The organism is Streptomyces sp. NPDC001858, from assembly GCF_053594615.1.
In genome coordinates this window covers 19,367-34,557 of record NZ_JBSFEV010000058.1, presented here as the reverse complement: position 1 = coordinate 34,557, position 15,191 = coordinate 19,367, and the positions used below count along the sequence as shown (strand labels likewise).

Sequence of the window (15,191 nt, the reverse complement as noted above, 5' to 3'; positions counted from 1 at the left end):
CAACACGCGGAACGGCAGTCCCATGCTGGCCGTGGCCTCGCGGGCCTCGAAAACGGTCAGATTCTGGGACGCCGCGGGGAACTGCGCGACCAGCGGAGCGCTCAGCGCGGGGCCATCCGCAGCGCGCCGTCCATGCGGATGGTCTCGCCGTTGAGGTAGTCGTGGTCGACGATCGCCAGCGCCAGCCGGGCGTACTCCTCGGGCCGGGCCAGCCGCTGCGGGAAGGGCACGCCGGCCGCGAGCGAGGCGCGGAACTCCTCCGACACCGTGGCCAGCATGGGCGTCTCGACGATGCCCGGGGCGATGGTGCACACCCGGATGCCGTACTGCGCGAGGTCACGGGCGGCCGGCAGGGTCAGCCCGACGACGCCGCCCTTGGACGACGCGTAGGCGGCCTGGCCGACCTGGCCGTCGTACGCGGCGATGGAGGCCGTGTTGACGATGACGCCCCGCTGGCCGTGCCCGTCGGCCTCGGTCTCGGCGATGGCCTCCGAGGCGAGCGCCAGCACGTTGAAGGTGCCGATCAGGTTGATCTGGATCACCTTGGCGTACAGGCCCAGGTCGTGCAGGCCCTTCTTGCCGAGGATCCGCGCCGACGGGCCGATGCCGGCGCAGTTGACGACCGTCCGCAGCGGAACGCCGGACCCCGCCGCGGCGACCACGGCGGCGCGCACCTGCTCGGGGTCGGTGACGTCGGCGGGGACGTAGGTGACGCCGTCGATCTCGGGCGCCTGGTCGATGCCGTCCTTCAGATCGAGGGCGAAGACCCGGGCGCCGCGCTCGGCGAGCGCCTTCGCGGTGGCCGCGCCGAGGCCGGACGCCCCTCCGGTGACGAGGGCGGCGGTGTGGGCGAGCTGCATCATCACTCCTTGCCGAGGACGGTGAGCACACCGCCCTCGTCGCGGTCCAGCGCACGGGAGATGATCATGCGCTGGATCTGGTTGGTGCCTTCGAAGATCTGCATGACCTTGGCCTCGCGCATATAACGCTCCACGGGGAAGTCACGGGTGTACCCGTACCCCCCGAGGACCTGCACGGCGTCCGTGGTCACCTTCATGGCATTGTCCGTGGCCACGAGTTTGGCGATCGACGCCTCCCGTGTGAAGGGCAGGCCGAGGTCCTTCAACCGGGCAGCGGACAGCGCGCTGGCGCGGGCCGACTCGATCGCGGCGCTCATGTCGGCGAGCACGAACGCCAGCCCCTGGTGCTCGATGATCGGCTTGCCGAAGGTCTCCCGCTCGCGGGCGTAGCGCAGCGCGTGGTCGAGGGCGCCCTGGGCGAGGCCGCAGGCCACGGCGGCGATGCCGAGCCGGCCGTGGTCGAGGGAGGCGAGCGCGATCTTCAGCCCCTGCCCCTCCTCGCCTATCCGGCGCTCCACGGGCACCCGCACGTCCTCCAGGCGCATGGTCGCGGTCGCCGAGCCGGTCAGGCCCATCTTCCGCTCCGGCGGGTCGGCGCTGAGCCCCGGGGCGTCGGCCGGGACGAGGAAGCAGGAGATGCCGCGGCTGCGGTCGTCGGAGGTCCGGGCCATGACCGTGTAGAAGTCGGCATGGCCCCCGTGCGTGGTCCAGGCCTTGGTCCCGTTCAGCACATAGCTGTCGCCGTCGCGCACCGCGCGCGTGCGCATGGCCGCCGGGTCGGAGCCGGCGTGCGGCTCGGACAGGCAGTACGCGCCGAGCAGCTCACCGCTCAGCATGTCGGGCAGCCACCTGCGCCGCTGCTCGTCGGTGCCGAAGCGGGCGAGCGGGAAGCAGGACAGGGCGTGCACGGAGATGCCCACGGCCACGCTCGACCAGACGGCCGCGACCTCCTCCAGCACCTGGAGGTAGACCTCGTACGGCTGGTCCGCCCCGCCGTCCCGCTCGGCGAAGGGCAGCCCGAGCAGACCACTGCGCCCGAGCGTGCGGAAGACGTCCCTGGGGAACGCTTCGTCCGCCTCCGCGCCGGCGACGCGGGGTGCGAGTTCCTTGGCGGCGAGGGTGCGTGTGAGCTGGATGAGCTCGACGGCTTCCTCGGTCGGCAGGGCGCGAGTGGCAGGCATGGTGACCCTCCACGAAATAGGACCGGGGTGATACCGGAAATGATACTGGGGTGCGTACGAACGTATCATCAACAGTACGGTCACAGCGCGGGGAGCGAGAACCCGAATCAGCCAGGTTTTCGGACTCGGAGGGCTTCAGGGCTTCAGAGCTTCAGGGCTTCAGGGTGAGACGGCGTGCACGATCAGCGAGGCCAGCTGTTCATAGGCCTCGGCGTCGGTCAGCCCGGTGCGCGTCTTGAGCTCGCCCTGCTGGATCTGGCGCATGGTGGCGGCGGCGACCTCGCCGACGAACGCGGTGTGCACCTCGCGGAAGGCGCCGTCCGAGACGCCCTCCGCGATCAGCCGGCGCACCCGCTCCGCGGCCATCCGGGTGTTGGCCTCGTACACCTCGCGGGCGGGCGGGAAGTCCGCCACGTCGTCCAGGAACCGGCGCGAGAGCGGGCGCAGCTGTTCGGCCACGGCGGTCAGGTACACCCGGACGCGGTCCGAGGGGTCGACGGTCTGCGCCACCCGCTTCTCGACGTCCTCGGTCGCCCCGCGGAAGTAGTGCTTGACGGCCTCCACGACCAGCCCCTGCTTGCTGCGGGCGAGCTGGTACAGGGTGGTCTTGGAGCAGCGCAGCTGCTCGGCGAGATCGTCCAGGGTGAGGTGCGCGAACCCCTCCGCCGTCACCAGCGCGACGAGTCGTTCCAGCAGGTCCGCCTGTCGGGCGGTACGGCGGGGGGACGGCATGATGCCAGCGTAGCCCTTGGTTACCAGTCGGTCACTCCCACGCCCTCAGTGCGCCGAGTCGAGCCGGGAGCGCTGGTCCTCGGTGAGCTCCAGGTCGACGGCGGCCAGGTTCTCGTCCAGCTGGGCCACGGACGACGCTCCGGCCAGCGGGACGATGGGCAGCTCCCCGCCCAGCTGCCAGGCCAGCACGACCTGGTTGACGCTCGCGCCGGTCTCCCGGGCGACCTCGTGCAGTACGGCGAGCCGGGCCGGGGCGCCCGGGTGGTCGTAGTCCGGCGGCAGGGGCCGGTCGCGGCGGGTGTAGGCGCCCTTGAGCAGCGGTGAGTAGGCCACCAGGACGAGGCCGGGCTCGGCCCGCAGATAGCCGAGGAGCTCGGGGCCGGCGTGGCCGAGGCTGCCGTCCGGGAAGAGGTCGTCGGGGATGTCGCTGCGCGGGCGCAGATGGCTGTGCTGGTACTGGAGCACCTCGTAGCCGGGCAGACCGGCCGCGGCGGCGAGGGCGCGGGCCCGCTCCACCCGCCACATGGCCTGGTTGCTCACCCCGAGCAGCCCGACCGTGCCCTCCGCGACCAGCTCCGCGAAGCCCTCGACGGTCTCGCGCTGCGGGACGGCGTGGTCGTCGATGTGGGCGTAGAGCAGGTCCAGCTTCTCGACGCCGAGCCGGTCGCGGCTGCGTTCGGCGGACTCGCGGATCACCTTCGCCGAGAGTCCCTCCGGGTTGTCCGTGTAGCTGGTGCCGGGGGCCAGCGGACGGGCGCCGAGCTTGGTCGCGAAGACGATCTCGTCGCCGACGCCCCGGCTGCGCCGCCACCGGCCGAGCAGTTCCTCGCTCTGTCCGCCCTGCCCGCCGTCGGCCCAGAAGGCGTAGTTGTCGGACGTGTCGACGAAGTTCCCGCCGGCCTCGACATAGCGGTCGAGCAGCGCGAAGGACGTGTCCTCGTCGGTCGCCGATCCGAACCACATCGCCCCGAGCGCGAGAACGCTGACCTCGCGGCGGGTGGCCGGGTCGGCGCCTATGGTGCGGTACTTCATGGGGGATCCTCCCGTTCGGCCGGCGTCGGTCGGTCCGCTCCGGCCCGAAGGGGAGTCTTCAACTTGAAGTGCACTTCAGCGCAAGGCCGCACAACAAAAAAAGACCGTCTTCTCAAAGTTGAGAAGACGGTCTCCGACCCGCTGAAGAAAGCTGGTCGGGACGACAGGATTTGAACCTGCGACCCCTTGACCCCCAGTCAAGTGCGCTACCAAGCTGCGCCACGTCCCGATGCGCTGTACACGGTGTGTCCGTGTGGTGGCGCGAACAGCACTTTACCCCACGCCGGGCGCTGCGCCGAAGGCGGCCGGGGCGCGGGACAATCGCCGTATGGACACGACGCGGCACCGGGACGGCGAGGGGCGGGCGCGCAACGCACGGCCGCGGGACGGGCTGGGCCGGCCGCTGCCGTACGGCGCGCCCGGGGTGGAGCGGCAGCCCGAGGGCGTCGTGCGCACGCCGCAGGAGACCGTCGCCGAGGCGCAGACCCTGCTGGACGCCGGAAAGCCGTTCCACGCGCACGAGGTCTTCGAGGACGCCTGGAAGTCGGGCCCCGACGCGGAGCGCGCCCTGTGGCGGGGGCTCGCCCAGCTCGCGGTGGGCCTCACCCACGCGGCCCGGGGGAACCTCATGGGCGGGGCGCGGCTGCTGCGGCGCGGCGCCGGGGCCGTGGAGGAGTGGGCGGCGGGCGCGGGGCCGCAGCGGGGGCGGCCGCACGGGATGGATCTCGCCGGGCTGGTCCGCTGGGCGCGTGAGCTGGCGGACACCGTGGAGCGGACGGGCGCGGCGGTCGACGCGCGGGCGTGGGCGCCGCGGCTGCGCTGACCCGGCCCGGTCACTGTCAGTGGCGTACGGCAGACTCGGGGCGTGCGAAAGATTCATGTCATCGGCATCGGCGCGGGCGACCCCGACCAGCTGACCCTCCAGGCGGTCCGGGCGCTGCGCGGCACGGACGTGTTCTTCGTCCTGGACAAGGGCGAGGTGAAGAGCGACCTGACGCGGCTGCGCCTCGACATGCTGGAAACGCATGTGCCGCAGGGCGGATACCGGGTGGTCGAGGCCCGGGATCCGGAGCGGGACCGCCGGGCGGGCGGCGCGGCCTACTCGCCGGCCGTCGGCGACTGGCGCAGCGCCCGCGCGCAGATCTACGAGCGGCTGATCGCCGAGGAGCTCGGCGAGGACGAGAGCGGCGCGTTCCTGGTCTGGGGCGACCCCGCGCTGTACGACAGCACGCTGGGCATCCTGAAGGAGGTGCTGGACCGGGGCGCGGTGGCCTTCGAGTACGACGTGGTGCCCGGGATCAGCAGTGTCTCGGCGCTCGTCGCCCGGCACCGCACCGGCCTGAACCGGGTGGCGCGGCCGGTGCAGATCACCACCGGCCGGCGGCTCGCGGAGGGCTTCCCGGAGGGGGTGGACGACGTGGTGGTGATGCTGGACGCCCACCAGGCGTTCCGGCAGTACGCCGAGGACGACGTCGACATCTACTGGGGCGCCTACATCGGCACGCCGGACGAGATCCTCGTCTCCGGTCCGATCGCCGAGGCCGGTCCGCGCATCGAGCGGCTGCGCGCCGAGGCCCGCGAGCGCAAGGGCTGGATCATGGACACGTATCTACTGCGCCGCAACCCGGGCCAGGAGTAGCGGCGCCCCCGGCCCTGGGGGCGCGGCGCATGGCGGGTCGTACGGCTACCGCAGCAGCAGTTGCAGGCCGCCGATCACCGTCGCCGCGATCACCAGCTGTTCGAACAGTCGCTGGTTGATGCGGTGGACCGCCCACCTGCCGAGCAGCGCGCCGGGGACGACGAAGACGACGAGCGCGGCGTCCAGGAGCAGCGAGTCGCCGTCGATCAGGCCGAGGCTCGCGCTGAACGGCACCTTCGAGACGTTGACGATCAGGAAGAAGAACGCGGAGGTGCCGAGGAAGCCGAGCTTGCGGAAGCCCGCCGAGAGCAGGTACATCGACATCACCGGGCCGCCCGCGTTGGCGACCATCGTGGTGAAGCCGCCGAGGACGCCGTAGGAGCGGGCCTTGAGCCGGCCGGACCGGGTGACCACGGCGTCGGGTTCGTCCGGCCGCTCGGCGGTGCGGCGTCGCCACACCGTGACGCCCGCCATGAACAGCAGGATCGCGCCGATCGAGGTCCGGACGATCCCGTCGTCGGCCCACACCAGGAAGAGCGTCCCGAAGACCACGCCGGCCGCGACCGCCGGGAACAGCCGCCACAGGGTGGGCCAGTGGGCGTGCCGCCGGTAGGTGAGGACGGCCAGGACGTCGCCGGCGATCAGGATCGGCAGCAGGACGCCCGTGGAGGCGCGGGCGGGCAGGACCGCCGCGAAGATCGCGAGGCTGACCGTGTTGGCGCCGCTGACGGCCGTCTTGGAGAAGCCGACGAGCACCGCCGCGGCGGCGAGCACGGCGAACTCCCAGCCGGTGATGTGCCACAACGTCATCGTGTTCATGCGGAGACCGATGCTACGCACATCTAACGGATGCCCACAGAGCCGTCTCGCCCCCTGGGAAGATCCATGGGCAGCCACGTCCGCCCGGCCGGACGCACTGGAGGAGACATGACCGAGCACGTCCTCGCGGGTGCCCGCGGCACGATCGTCGCGTACGAGTGGCCCCGGGCGCGGCCGCGCCGCCTCGCCGTCCTCGTGCACGGCTACGGCGAGCACGCCGGCCGCTACGAGGAACTCGCCGGTGTGCTGGGCGGGCACGGCGCGGCCGTGTTCGCGCCCGACCTCATGGGGCACGGGAGGTCGGCGGGCGAGCGCGTGGTGATCGAGGACTTCGAGGACGTGGTCAGCGATGTGCACACCGTGGCGCGGCTCGCCCGGGCCGCGCACCCGGGCCTGCCGCTGGTGATGATCGGGCACTCGACGGGCGGCCTGATCGCGGCCCGGTACGCGCAGCGGCACGGCGGCGAGCCCGGCGCCGGGCTCGCCGCGCTGGTGCTGTCCGGCCCGGTGATCGGCGGCTGGGAGACGCCCGGCCGACTGCTGGCGCGGAAGGAGATCCCCGACGTCCCGATCAATCCCGCGGCGCTGTCCCGCGACCCGGCGGTCGGCGCGCGGTACGCGGCGGATCCGCTGGTCTGGCACGGGCCGATGAAGCGGCCGACGCTGGAGGCCTTCGTACGGACCCTGGACCGGGTCGCCGAGGAGGGCGACGTCGGCCCGCTGCCCGTGCTGTGGCTGCACGGGGCGGAGGACCGGCTGGTCCCGCTCGCCGGCAGCCGGATCGGCGTCGAACGGCTGAGCGGCGGCGCCCGGACCGAGCGGATCTACCCCGGGGCCCGCCACGACGTCTTCCACGAGACGAACAAGGCGGAGGTCTTCAGCGACCTGACCCGCTTCCTGGACGAGGTGCTCGGCCCCTGAGACGGCGGCGCCCGGAGCCGATCCCCCCGGCGGTCAGCGCGCGGCGAGGCGGGACAGCGCCGCCGACACCAGGGTGAGCACCCCCGGCGCCAGCACCGACGGGTCCGGTGCGAAGAGCGGGCTGTGGTTGCCCGGCACCGCGGCGAACTTCTCCCTCAGGTCCTCGCCCGGCGCCGCCTCCCACACGTCCGCCGGGGTCGAGGTCACGTACCAGTAGTCGTACGGCACGCCCTGCGGGGCGAGCAGGGAGAAGTCCTCGCTGCCCATCGTCCGGCCGAAGTCGAACACCGTGTGCGCGCCGAAGAGTTCACGGTGCACGGCGGCGATCTCCCCGTCCAGGACAGGGTCGTTGACGGTGTTCGGATAGCCGGGCAGGACGGTGATCTCGGGCGGGACCGGGCAGCCGGCGGCGGCGCACTCCCCCTCGACGACCCGCCGGATCGCGGTCAGGACGCGCTCGCGCACCCGGGTGTCCTGCGTGCGCACGTTCAGCCCGAGCCGGGCCTCGGCGGGAATGATGTTGGACTGCGTACCGGCGTGGAACCGCCCCACCGTCAGCACCACCGACTCGCCGGCCGCGATCTCGCGCGAGACGACGGTCTGCAGCCTGGTCACGAGATACGCGGCCGTCACCACCGGGTCGACGGTCGACTCGGGCCGCGAACCGTGGCCGCCCACGCCGTGCACGACGACGTCGACGTCGTCCGAGGCCGCCAGGGTCAGACCGGGGGTGTGCGGATAGAACCCGGCGAGCCCGGGCGCGACATGCTGGCCGAGCAGCACGTCGGGGCGTGGGAAGCGGGTGTGGACGCCGTCCGCGACCATCGCCGCCGCACCGCCCCCGGCCTCCTCCGCGGGCTGCCCGACCACGACGAGCGTCCCGGACCAGGTCTCCCGGGCGGCGGCGAGCGCCTCGGCCGCGGCCGCCAGCCAGGTGATGTGCAGGTCGTGGCCGCAGGCGTGCATCACACCGGCCACGGTGGAGGCGTGGGCGAGGCCGGTCGCCTCCTGCACGGGCAGCGCGTCCATGTCGCCGCGCAGCCACACCACCGGCCCGTCGCCGTTGGCGAGCACACCGACGACACCGGTGCGGGCCACTCCCTCCGTCACCTCGTACCCGGCCGCGCGCAGCCGGGCGGCGAGCTTCGCGGCGGTGCGGTGCTCCTGGAAGGACAGCTCGGGGTGACGGTGCAGATCCTGGTAGAAGGCTTCCAGGTCACCGGTCTTGAGCCCCGAGGCGATGTCCCTGGTGAGTAGGGCGACGACGTCCGGTTCGGTCATACCGCGCAGCCTACGAGGACGGCCGCGGTGCCCGCACCCCGACCGAAAGCGGTCACAGGCCGGTGACCGGCAGCTCCAGCAGGCGGACGACCGTGCGCAGCACGCCGTTGTCGTTGTTGGACGGCGCCAGATGCCGGGCCCGGCGGACGACCTCGGGGTGGGCGTTGGCCATGGCGAAGGACCACTCGGCGGCGTCCAGCATCTCCAGGTCGTTGAGGTAGTCGCCGAAGACCAGGGTCTGCGCGGGCGTGATGCCCAGCTCCCGCTGGAGCCGGCGCAGGGCGGCGCCCTTGTTCGCGGTGCGGTTCATGACGTCGACCCAGTGCTCGCCGGAGACCACGACCTGGTGGGTGTCCGCGAAGGGCGCCAGCGCCGGGGCGGTGGTCCGCTCGGCGGGCCCGAAGTCGAACAGGGCGACCTTGATCACCTCGTCGTCGACGTCGGCGACGTCCTCGACGACCCGGTGGCGCAGGTAGTACTTGCGGACCTCGGCCAGGAATGCCTCGTCGGCCCGCTCGACGTACGCCGACCGCTTCCCGCAGACGACGGCGCCCACGTCGACGCCATCGGCCGCGAGCCGCCGCACGGCGTCGACGAGCCGGGCGACGACGCCGGGCTCCAGCGGGTCCGAGCTCAGCTCCTCGCCGTCGCGGACCACGTAGGTGCCGTTCTCGGCGATGAACACCATCCCGTCGGCCACCGCGGCGAACTCGCGTTCCAGCGAGGCGTACTGGCGTCCGCTCGCGGGGCTGAACAGCACCCCGCGCTCGCGCAGCCGGGCCAGCACCTCCCAGAGTCCCTCGGGAACCCGCTTGTCGTCGTCGAGGAGCGTGCCGTCCATGTCGGTGACGACCAGGCGTATGTCGGCGGGGCCCGCCGGGGGCTCGGGGGCGGTCAGCCGGGGGGCGTGCGAGTAGGGCATGTCCTGCTTCCTGTACGGGGTCACCGGATTTTCACCCTACCGGGGACGGTGGTGATCATCCGGCGGCACAATGGCCGCACAGTGCCCGTGACACGGGCAGGACCTGGGAAGGGGCGGTCACGTGAGCGGGCCGACGCGACTGGACACCAGCGTGGCGCACAACGCGCGGGTGTGGAACTACTGGATCGGCGGCAAGGACAACTACGAGGTCGACCGGGGGGTCGGCGAGCACGTCGCCGGCATGTTCCCGCTCATCCGGGAGATCGCCCGCGCGGACCGCTGGTTCCTCGGGCAGGCGGTGCGGTTCCTCGCCGAGGAGCGCGGGGTGCGGCAGTTCCTGGACATCGGCACCGGGCTGCCGACGGCCGACAACACCCATGAGATCGCGCAGCGCGTCGCGCCCGAGTCGCGGATCGTGTACGTCGACAACGACCCGATCGTGCTGGCGCACGCGCGCACGCTGCTGACCGGCACGCCCGAGGGCGTCACCGACTACATCGACGCCGATGTGCACGATCCGGCCGCGATCCTCCAACGCGCCTCGGCCACCCTGGACTTCGAGCGCCCCGTCGCGGTGATGATGCTGGGCATCCTGAACTTCGTCCTGGACGTCGAGGAGGCCAAGGCGGTCGTCAACAACGTGATGGCCGAGGTCCCCTCCGGAAGCTTCCTGGTCCTGACGCATCCCACGTACGACGGCGAGGTGGGCGGCGAGGGCCAGATCCCGGCGATGAAGTTCTGGAACGAGAACGCCAAGCCGCCGATCACGGCCCGCAGCGGCGCGGACATCACCGCGTTCTTCGACGGGCTGGAGCTGCTGGAGCCGGGCCTGGTGTCCTGCTCGCGCTGGCGCGGCGAGGCCGACTCCCTCGCGGTGGTGCCGCAGTACGGGGCGGTGGCCGTGAAACCCTGAGGGACATGACGCACGTACCGGATGTATCGGGTCCCCTCGTCCCCGGAAGCACCGCCCGTGGCGGACGTACGACCACCCCTGCCGATCCCGTCCCCGGCGGGCGTCCCGGAGACGTCGAGCGGGCGACCGCGCTCGGCGGCGAGCTGTCCGCGCGGGGCGTGCACGGCGTCGTCCTGGCCTATGTCGACACCGCGGGCGTGACCCGGGTGAAGACGATCCCCAGGGCCGCCCTGGTCTCGGCGGCGGCGTGGGGCGTCGGCATGTCGCCGGTGTTCGACACGTTCCTGGCCAACGACCACATCGTCACCACCGACGTGCTGGGCTCGCCGGACGGCGACCTGCGCCTGTACCCGGACCTCGAGCGGCTGGTGGTCCTGGCGGGGCAGCCCGGCTGGGCGTGGGCGCCGGTCGACCGGATCACCCAGGACGGCGACCGGCACCCGGGCTGCTCCCGCACCTTCCTGCGCCGCGTCGTCGCGGACGCGGCCCGCGAGCACGGCGTCGACTTCAAGGCGGCCATCGAGATCGAATGGGTCCTGGGCCTGGACTCCGCGCCCGCCGGGGAGTTCGTCCCGGCGACCACGGGACCGGCGTACGGGGCGATCCGGCAGGTCGCGCTGAGCGAGTACACGGCCGAGCTGCTGGCCGCCTGCGCGGCGCAGGGCGTGGACGTCGACCAGATCCATCCCGAGTACGCGCCCGGCCAGTTCGAGATCTCGGTGGGCGCCCTGGACCCGGTGGCGGCGGCCGACCGCAGCGTCCTGGTCCGCCAGACGATCCGCGCGGTGGCCCGGCGCCACGGGCTGCGGGTCTCCTTCTCCCCCGCGGTCGTCGCGCAGGGCGTCGGCAACGGCGGCCATGTCCATCTCTCCGGCTGGCGCGACGGCGTGAACCTGCACACCGGCGGCGACCGGCGGCACGGTCTGACGGCCGACGCGGAGGCGTTCGCGGCCGGTGTGCTCGCCCGTCTGCCGGCCCTCACGGCGGTGACCGCGCCGAGCCCGGCGAGCTATCTGCGCCTCAAACCCTCCCAGTGGGCCGGGGTGTTCACCGCCTGGGGTCTGGAGGCCCGCGAGTCGGCGGTGCGCCTGGTGCGGGGCACCGCGGGCCGGCGCGCGGAGCAGGCGAACCTGGAGGTCAAGCCGGTCGATCTGGCCGCCAACCCGTATCTCGCCCTCGGCGCTCTGATCGCCGCCGGGCTGGACGGGCTGGCGGCGGGCGCCGCCCTGCCCGAGGAGACCGCCGGGGATCCGGCCCGGCTCGGCAGCGAGCAGGCCGCGGCCCGGGGCGTGCGCCGGCTGCCGGCCTCGCTCGCCGAGGCCGTCGTCGAGTTCGGGAAGGACGAGGTGCTGCGCGGCGCGCTCGGCCCGGTCCTCGCCGACGCGGTGAGCGCCGTCCGGCAGGGCGAGATCGACGCCGTCGACGGGCTCGACGACGAGCAGGTGGCCGCCGCCTACCGCTGGAAGTACTGAGATGACCGGCGGACCGATCCACGAGGCGCTCGCCGAGCTGGAGTTGGTGGACCACCACTGCCACGGCGTCGTCACCGACCCGCTGGACCGGCCGGCCTTCGAGTCCCTGCTCACCGAGGGCGGCCGGTGGCCCGGCGTCTCGACCTTCGACACCCCGGCCGGGGTGGCCGTCCGCCGCCACTGCGCGCCCCTGCTGGACCTGGAGCACCACGCCCCCGCCGACCTCTATCTGGCCCGGCGGGCCGAACTGGGCCCGCGGGAGGTGAACCGGCGGTTCCTGCGGGCCGCCCGGACCGCCGTGTACTGCGTCGACACCGGGTTCGCCCCGCACCGCGTCACCACCCCCGCCGAACTGGCCGAGGCCGGCGGACCGGCGCTCGCCCACCAGGTCGTGCGGCTGGAGTCCGTCGCGGAGGCCGTGGCCGCGCGGGGCGTCGAGGCCGACGGGTACGCCGACGCGTTCCGGGCCGCCGCGCTGGACGCGGTACGGCGGCCGGGGGTGGTCGCGGTGAAGTCGGTGGCCGCCTACCGCACCGGCTTCGACCTCGACCCGGCCCGGCCCCCGGAGGCCGACGTCACCCGGGCCGCACAGCACTGGCTGGCACGCGGCGGACGGCTGGACGAGCCGGTGCTGGTCCGGCAGCTGCTGTGGACGGCCGTCGAGCTGGGGCTGCCGCTCCAACTGCACACCGGGTTCGGCGACAACGACATCCGGCTGCACCGGGCGGACCCCGCACATCTCACGGACTGGCTGCACCTCACGGCGGGCACGATCCCGGTACTGCTCCTGCACTGCTGGCCCTACCAGCGACAAGCCGCCTACCTGGCCGCGGTGTTCGAGCAGGTGTACCTGGACGTGGGGCTCACGCTGCACCATGTGGGCCCGCCGCGAGCACGGGCGGTGCTGGAGGAGGCGTTGGAGATCACACCGTTCCGCAAACTGCTGTACAGCTCGGACGCCTATGGTGTGGCTGAGTTCTACCGGCTCGGCGCGCTGGCGTTCCGCCGGGGCCTGGGGGATCTGCTCCAGGACCGGGTGGACGCCGACGAACTGGGCCTGCCCGACGCGCTGCGCCTGGCGCGCTGGGCCGGAGCGGACAACGCCCGCCGGGTCTACCGGCTTCCCGACGGACACTGAAAGTATGATCAAGCAATGTCTGACTTGACCGAAACCACGCCGGGTTGGCTGAGCTCCGACGAGCTCGAGATGGCTCGCGCCCGTATGCCGATCCTCTACGTCGAGGCCGTGCCCGTGCGCGTCGACGACAGCGGCGAAGTCACCAGCATCGGCCTGCTGCTGCGGATCGGACCGGACGGCAACGTCAACCGGACCCTGGTCTCCGGCCGGGTCCTGCACCACGAGCGCGTCCGGGACGCCCTGCTGCGCCACCTGGAGAAGGACCTCGGCCCGGTGGCCCTGCCCCGGGTGCCCACCTCGCTCCAGCCGTTCACGGTGGCCGAGTACTTCCCCACGCACGGCGTCACCCCGTACCACGACCCGCGCCAGCACGCGGTGTCGCTGGCCTACATCGTGCCGGTGACCGGCGACTGCCGGCCCCGGCAGGACGCCCTGGACCTGGTGTGGTTCAGCCCGCAGGAGGCCGCGTCGCCCGCGGTGCAGAGCGAGATGCCGGGCGGGCACGGGTTCCTGCTGCGGCAGGCCCTGGCCCACGTCGGCCTCTCGGCCTCCTGACCGGGGATGGTCCCTGCCCAGCGAGCGCTGATCGGGGCCGCGGGGAGCCGCCCCTGCACCCTGGTGGTGTGCCGGGGCTGCTGCTGCGGCGACGCCCGCAAGCACCCGGGCTTCGACCACGTCTGGCAGCTGGAGCGGCTGCGGTCGGCCGCCGCCGCGTCGGGCGCCGCCTTCGCGGTCCGGACGACGGACTGCCTGGGCCCCTGCGACCAGGCCAACGTCATCGTCGTCCAGCCCTCGGCAGCCGGCCGCCGGGCCGGCGGCCGGCCCACCTGGGTCGGCTTCGCCACGGACGACGACTGCACGGAGGAGATCCTGGCCTGGGCGACAGCGGGCGGCCCCGGCATCACCGCCCCGCCCACCACCCTGGAACTGCAGTTCATCCGCCCCCGGAGAAACGCCGGCCCCCGCACCCGCCGCTGAGCTCACCCTCGGCCCGGTCCACGTCGGTGGGGCCGGCCGGCGAAGGTCGGCGAGCTGCGCTCGGGGCGAGATCCGCGCCGGCCATGGGCTCGCCCGTCTCGGTGAGTTGTGCGGCCAGGGCGGCGCGGGCGCGGGCCACGCGTGAGCGGACGGTGCCCACCGGGCAGTCGCTCACCTCGGCCGCCTCCGCGTAGGGCAGTCCCAGCAGCTGGGTCAGCACGAAGGCCTCGCGCCGGTCCTGCGGCAGCGCCGCCAGCAGGTCCAGCAGGACGACGCCGTCGTCGAAGCCGGGCAGTCCGCGCGGCTGGGCCAGCTCCACGGCCGTCTGCCAGTCGGCCTGGTCCGAGAGCCGCGGCCGGGCGGCGGCGGACCGGTAGCTGTCCATCACCGCCCGGCGCGCGATGGACAGCAGCCAGGCCCGTGCCGAGGAACGGCCCTCGAAGCGGTGCAGCGCGCCGAGCGCCCGCAGGAAGGTGTCCTGCGCGAGATCGTCCGCGGCCTGCGGATCGGCGCTGAGATGGGCGACGTATCGCACCACGTCCCGGTGCAGGGCCCGCACGAACCCCTCGACGGCCGCCGCGTCCCCGCCCCGGGCGGCCAGCGCCAGCGCGGTCGTCGACTCGTCGGCCGGCGCGGCCTTGCCGGCCCGCTTGGCGCGCCCGGAGCCGTACGGTGCGCCGAGCGGTGTCCGGTGCTTCTCGGCCTTGGCGGTGTCATGGACCCTGCGGTGCCTGTCGGCCTTGTCGTGCCGTGCGCTCATGGCGCCTGATCCTGGCAGCGCGGCGGTGGGCGTCACGCGGGGTTGGGCGAATCCACAGCCAGACCGGCGGACTCACAGCGAGAGCATCGGGCGGGAACAGCGAGGGGCCGCTTCCGCATTCCTGCGGAAACGGCCTCTCCGACCTGCGATGAAGCTGGTCGGGACGACAGGTGCGCGTCCTTCTCGATCACTCCTCCGGCGAGATGACCGCCCACTGTGCCCGGCTGCACGACACCACGGTCCGCCGGCACTGGGAGAAGGCCCGCAAGGTCAACATCAAGGGCGAGAGCGTCACCGTCGATCCCGAAGGCCGAGGCGACTTGGGCCAAGCAGGGGCTCGGCCGCGTGACCCAGGCCCTGTCCAACGGCTACTGCGGCCTGCCGGTTCAGAAGGTCTGTCCGCATGCCAACGCTTGCTTGACCTGCCCGATGTTCGTCACCACCCCCGAGTTCCTGCCGCAGCACCCGAGCAACGGCAGCAGCAGCTGCAGATCGTCTCGGCCGCCGAGGCCCGCGGCCCCGTGCTCGGCGCTTTCCCGGAGC

At 73.2% G+C, this 15,191-nt stretch carries 16 protein-coding genes and 1 tRNA gene; 8 read left to right on the top strand and 9 right to left on the bottom strand.

Annotated features, from left to right (window positions below; all coding sequences use genetic code 11):
- Positions 1 to 101: 101 nt before the first annotated feature.
- From ACWCPF_RS42045 to ACWCPF_RS42025, 5 genes are all read right to left on the bottom strand, one after another.
- Entirely contained in the window at positions 102 to 860 is a 759-nt protein-coding gene (locus ACWCPF_RS42045; RefSeq protein WP_451050423.1) for an SDR family NAD(P)-dependent oxidoreductase, read from the bottom strand.
- A 2-nt stretch (positions 861 to 862) separates the two neighbouring features.
- Positions 863 to 2,041: an acyl-CoA dehydrogenase family protein gene (locus ACWCPF_RS42040; protein WP_451050420.1), complete on the bottom strand. Its 1,179-nt coding sequence runs from the start codon at positions 2,039 to 2,041 to the stop codon at positions 863 to 865.
- 159 nt (positions 2,042 to 2,200) lie between these two features.
- Positions 2,201 to 2,773 (bottom strand): TetR/AcrR family transcriptional regulator, encoded by a 573-nt coding sequence (locus ACWCPF_RS42035; RefSeq protein WP_451050419.1) that lies wholly within the window; start codon positions 2,771 to 2,773, stop codon positions 2,201 to 2,203.
- A gap of 45 nt (positions 2,774 to 2,818) precedes the next feature.
- Positions 2,819 to 3,805 carry an aldo/keto reductase gene (locus tag ACWCPF_RS42030; protein WP_451050418.1) on the bottom strand — a complete coding sequence of 329 codons (987 nt, stop codon included), beginning with the start codon at positions 3,803 to 3,805 and terminating at the stop codon, positions 2,819 to 2,821.
- A 152-nt stretch (positions 3,806 to 3,957) separates the two neighbouring features.
- A tRNA-Pro gene (locus ACWCPF_RS42025) sits at positions 3,958 to 4,034 on the bottom strand.
- A gap of 99 nt (positions 4,035 to 4,133) precedes the next feature.
- On the opposite strand from ACWCPF_RS42025, the gene ACWCPF_RS42020 reads away from it, so the two are divergent.
- Positions 4,134 to 4,628, top strand: a complete 495-nt coding sequence (locus ACWCPF_RS42020; protein WP_451050417.1) for a DUF309 domain-containing protein — start codon at positions 4,134 to 4,136, stop codon at positions 4,626 to 4,628.
- A gap of 42 nt (positions 4,629 to 4,670) precedes the next feature.
- Positions 4,671 to 5,444: a precorrin-6A synthase (deacetylating) gene (cobF, locus tag ACWCPF_RS42015; protein WP_451050416.1), complete on the top strand. Its 774-nt coding sequence runs from the start codon at positions 4,671 to 4,673 to the stop codon at positions 5,442 to 5,444.
- A 45-nt stretch (positions 5,445 to 5,489) separates the two neighbouring features.
- Here the strand turns inward: cobF and ACWCPF_RS42010 are convergent, their stop codons facing one another.
- The gene (locus ACWCPF_RS42010; RefSeq protein WP_451050415.1) at positions 5,490 to 6,263 is read right to left on the bottom strand and encodes a sulfite exporter TauE/SafE family protein; all 774 of its coding nucleotides are present in this window, start codon (positions 6,261 to 6,263) and stop codon (positions 5,490 to 5,492) included.
- A gap of 108 nt (positions 6,264 to 6,371) precedes the next feature.
- On the opposite strand from ACWCPF_RS42010, the gene ACWCPF_RS42005 reads away from it, so the two are divergent.
- Positions 6,372 to 7,184, top strand: coding sequence for an alpha/beta hydrolase (locus tag ACWCPF_RS42005; RefSeq protein WP_451050414.1), 813 nt, complete (start codon positions 6,372 to 6,374; stop codon positions 7,182 to 7,184).
- 33 nt (positions 7,185 to 7,217) lie between these two features.
- Here the strand turns inward: ACWCPF_RS42005 and ACWCPF_RS42000 are convergent, their stop codons facing one another.
- Positions 7,218 to 8,465 (bottom strand): amidohydrolase, encoded by a 1,248-nt coding sequence (locus ACWCPF_RS42000; protein ID WP_451050413.1) that lies wholly within the window; start codon positions 8,463 to 8,465, stop codon positions 7,218 to 7,220.
- A gap of 52 nt (positions 8,466 to 8,517) precedes the next feature.
- Complete coding sequence (locus ACWCPF_RS41995) at positions 8,518 to 9,387, bottom strand: Cof-type HAD-IIB family hydrolase (RefSeq protein WP_451050422.1); 870 nt, start codon at positions 9,385 to 9,387, stop codon at positions 8,518 to 8,520.
- A 121-nt stretch (positions 9,388 to 9,508) separates the two neighbouring features.
- On the opposite strand from ACWCPF_RS41995, the gene ACWCPF_RS41990 reads away from it, so the two are divergent.
- Genes ACWCPF_RS41990 through ACWCPF_RS41970 form a run of 5 tightly spaced genes read left to right on the top strand, consistent with a single transcriptional unit; the run spans position 9,509 to position 13,888 of the window.
- A complete protein-coding gene (locus ACWCPF_RS41990; protein ID WP_451050412.1) occupies positions 9,509 to 10,300 on the top strand; it encodes an SAM-dependent methyltransferase in 792 nt (263 codons plus the stop codon).
- Positions 10,301 to 10,305: 5 nt separating this feature from the next.
- Positions 10,306 to 11,772, top strand: coding sequence for a glutamine synthetase (locus ACWCPF_RS41985; RefSeq protein ID WP_451050411.1), 1,467 nt, complete (start codon positions 10,306 to 10,308; stop codon positions 11,770 to 11,772).
- 1 nt (position 11,773) lies between these two features.
- The gene (locus ACWCPF_RS41980) at positions 11,774 to 12,910 is read left to right on the top strand and encodes an amidohydrolase family protein (protein WP_451050410.1); all 1,137 of its coding nucleotides are present in this window, start codon (positions 11,774 to 11,776) and stop codon (positions 12,908 to 12,910) included.
- A gap of 24 nt (positions 12,911 to 12,934) precedes the next feature.
- Positions 12,935 to 13,465, top strand: a complete 531-nt coding sequence (locus ACWCPF_RS41975; protein WP_351918651.1) for an NUDIX hydrolase family protein — start codon at positions 12,935 to 12,937, stop codon at positions 13,463 to 13,465.
- A 6-nt stretch (positions 13,466 to 13,471) separates the two neighbouring features.
- Positions 13,472 to 13,888 carry a (2Fe-2S) ferredoxin domain-containing protein gene (locus tag ACWCPF_RS41970; RefSeq protein WP_451050409.1) on the top strand — a complete coding sequence of 139 codons (417 nt, stop codon included), beginning with the start codon at positions 13,472 to 13,474 and terminating at the stop codon, positions 13,886 to 13,888.
- On the opposite strand, the gene ACWCPF_RS41965 is transcribed toward ACWCPF_RS41970, so the two are convergent.
- On the bottom strand, positions 13,845 to 14,648 hold the full coding sequence (locus ACWCPF_RS41965; RefSeq protein WP_451050408.1) for a sigma-70 family RNA polymerase sigma factor: 804 nt from the start codon (positions 14,646 to 14,648) through the stop codon (positions 13,845 to 13,847). The genes ACWCPF_RS41970 and ACWCPF_RS41965 overlap by 44 nt on opposite strands.
- Between the last annotated feature and the right edge of the window lie 543 nt (positions 14,649 to 15,191).

Coding starts and splice junctions, on each gene's coding strand:
- ACWCPF_RS42045 (WP_451050423.1), bottom strand. CDS start 860: ATGCAGCTCGCCCACACCGCCGCCCTCGTCACCGGAGGGGCGTCCGGC.
- ACWCPF_RS42040 (WP_451050420.1), bottom strand. CDS start 2,041: ATGCCTGCCACTCGCGCCCTGCCGACCGAGGAAGCCGTCGAGCTCATC.
- ACWCPF_RS42035 (WP_451050419.1), bottom strand. CDS start 2,773: ATGCCGTCCCCCCGCCGTACCGCCCGACAGGCGGACCTGCTGGAACGA.
- ACWCPF_RS42030 (WP_451050418.1), bottom strand. CDS start 3,805: ATGAAGTACCGCACCATAGGCGCCGACCCGGCCACCCGCCGCGAGGTC.
- ACWCPF_RS42020 (WP_451050417.1), top strand. CDS start 4,134: ATGGACACGACGCGGCACCGGGACGGCGAGGGGCGGGCGCGCAACGCA.
- ACWCPF_RS42010 (WP_451050415.1), bottom strand. CDS start 6,263: ATGAACACGATGACGTTGTGGCACATCACCGGCTGGGAGTTCGCCGTG.
- ACWCPF_RS42005 (WP_451050414.1), top strand. CDS start 6,372: ATGACCGAGCACGTCCTCGCGGGTGCCCGCGGCACGATCGTCGCGTAC.
- ACWCPF_RS42000 (WP_451050413.1), bottom strand. CDS start 8,465: ATGACCGAACCGGACGTCGTCGCCCTACTCACCAGGGACATCGCCTCG.
- ACWCPF_RS41995 (WP_451050422.1), bottom strand. CDS start 9,387: ATGCCCTACTCGCACGCCCCCCGGCTGACCGCCCCCGAGCCCCCGGCG.
- ACWCPF_RS41985 (WP_451050411.1), top strand. CDS start 10,306: ATGACGCACGTACCGGATGTATCGGGTCCCCTCGTCCCCGGAAGCACC.
- ACWCPF_RS41980 (WP_451050410.1), top strand. CDS start 11,774: ATGACCGGCGGACCGATCCACGAGGCGCTCGCCGAGCTGGAGTTGGTG.
- ACWCPF_RS41970 (WP_451050409.1), top strand. CDS start 13,472: ATGGTCCCTGCCCAGCGAGCGCTGATCGGGGCCGCGGGGAGCCGCCCC.
- ACWCPF_RS41965 (WP_451050408.1), bottom strand. CDS start 14,648: ATGAGCGCACGGCACGACAAGGCCGACAGGCACCGCAGGGTCCATGAC.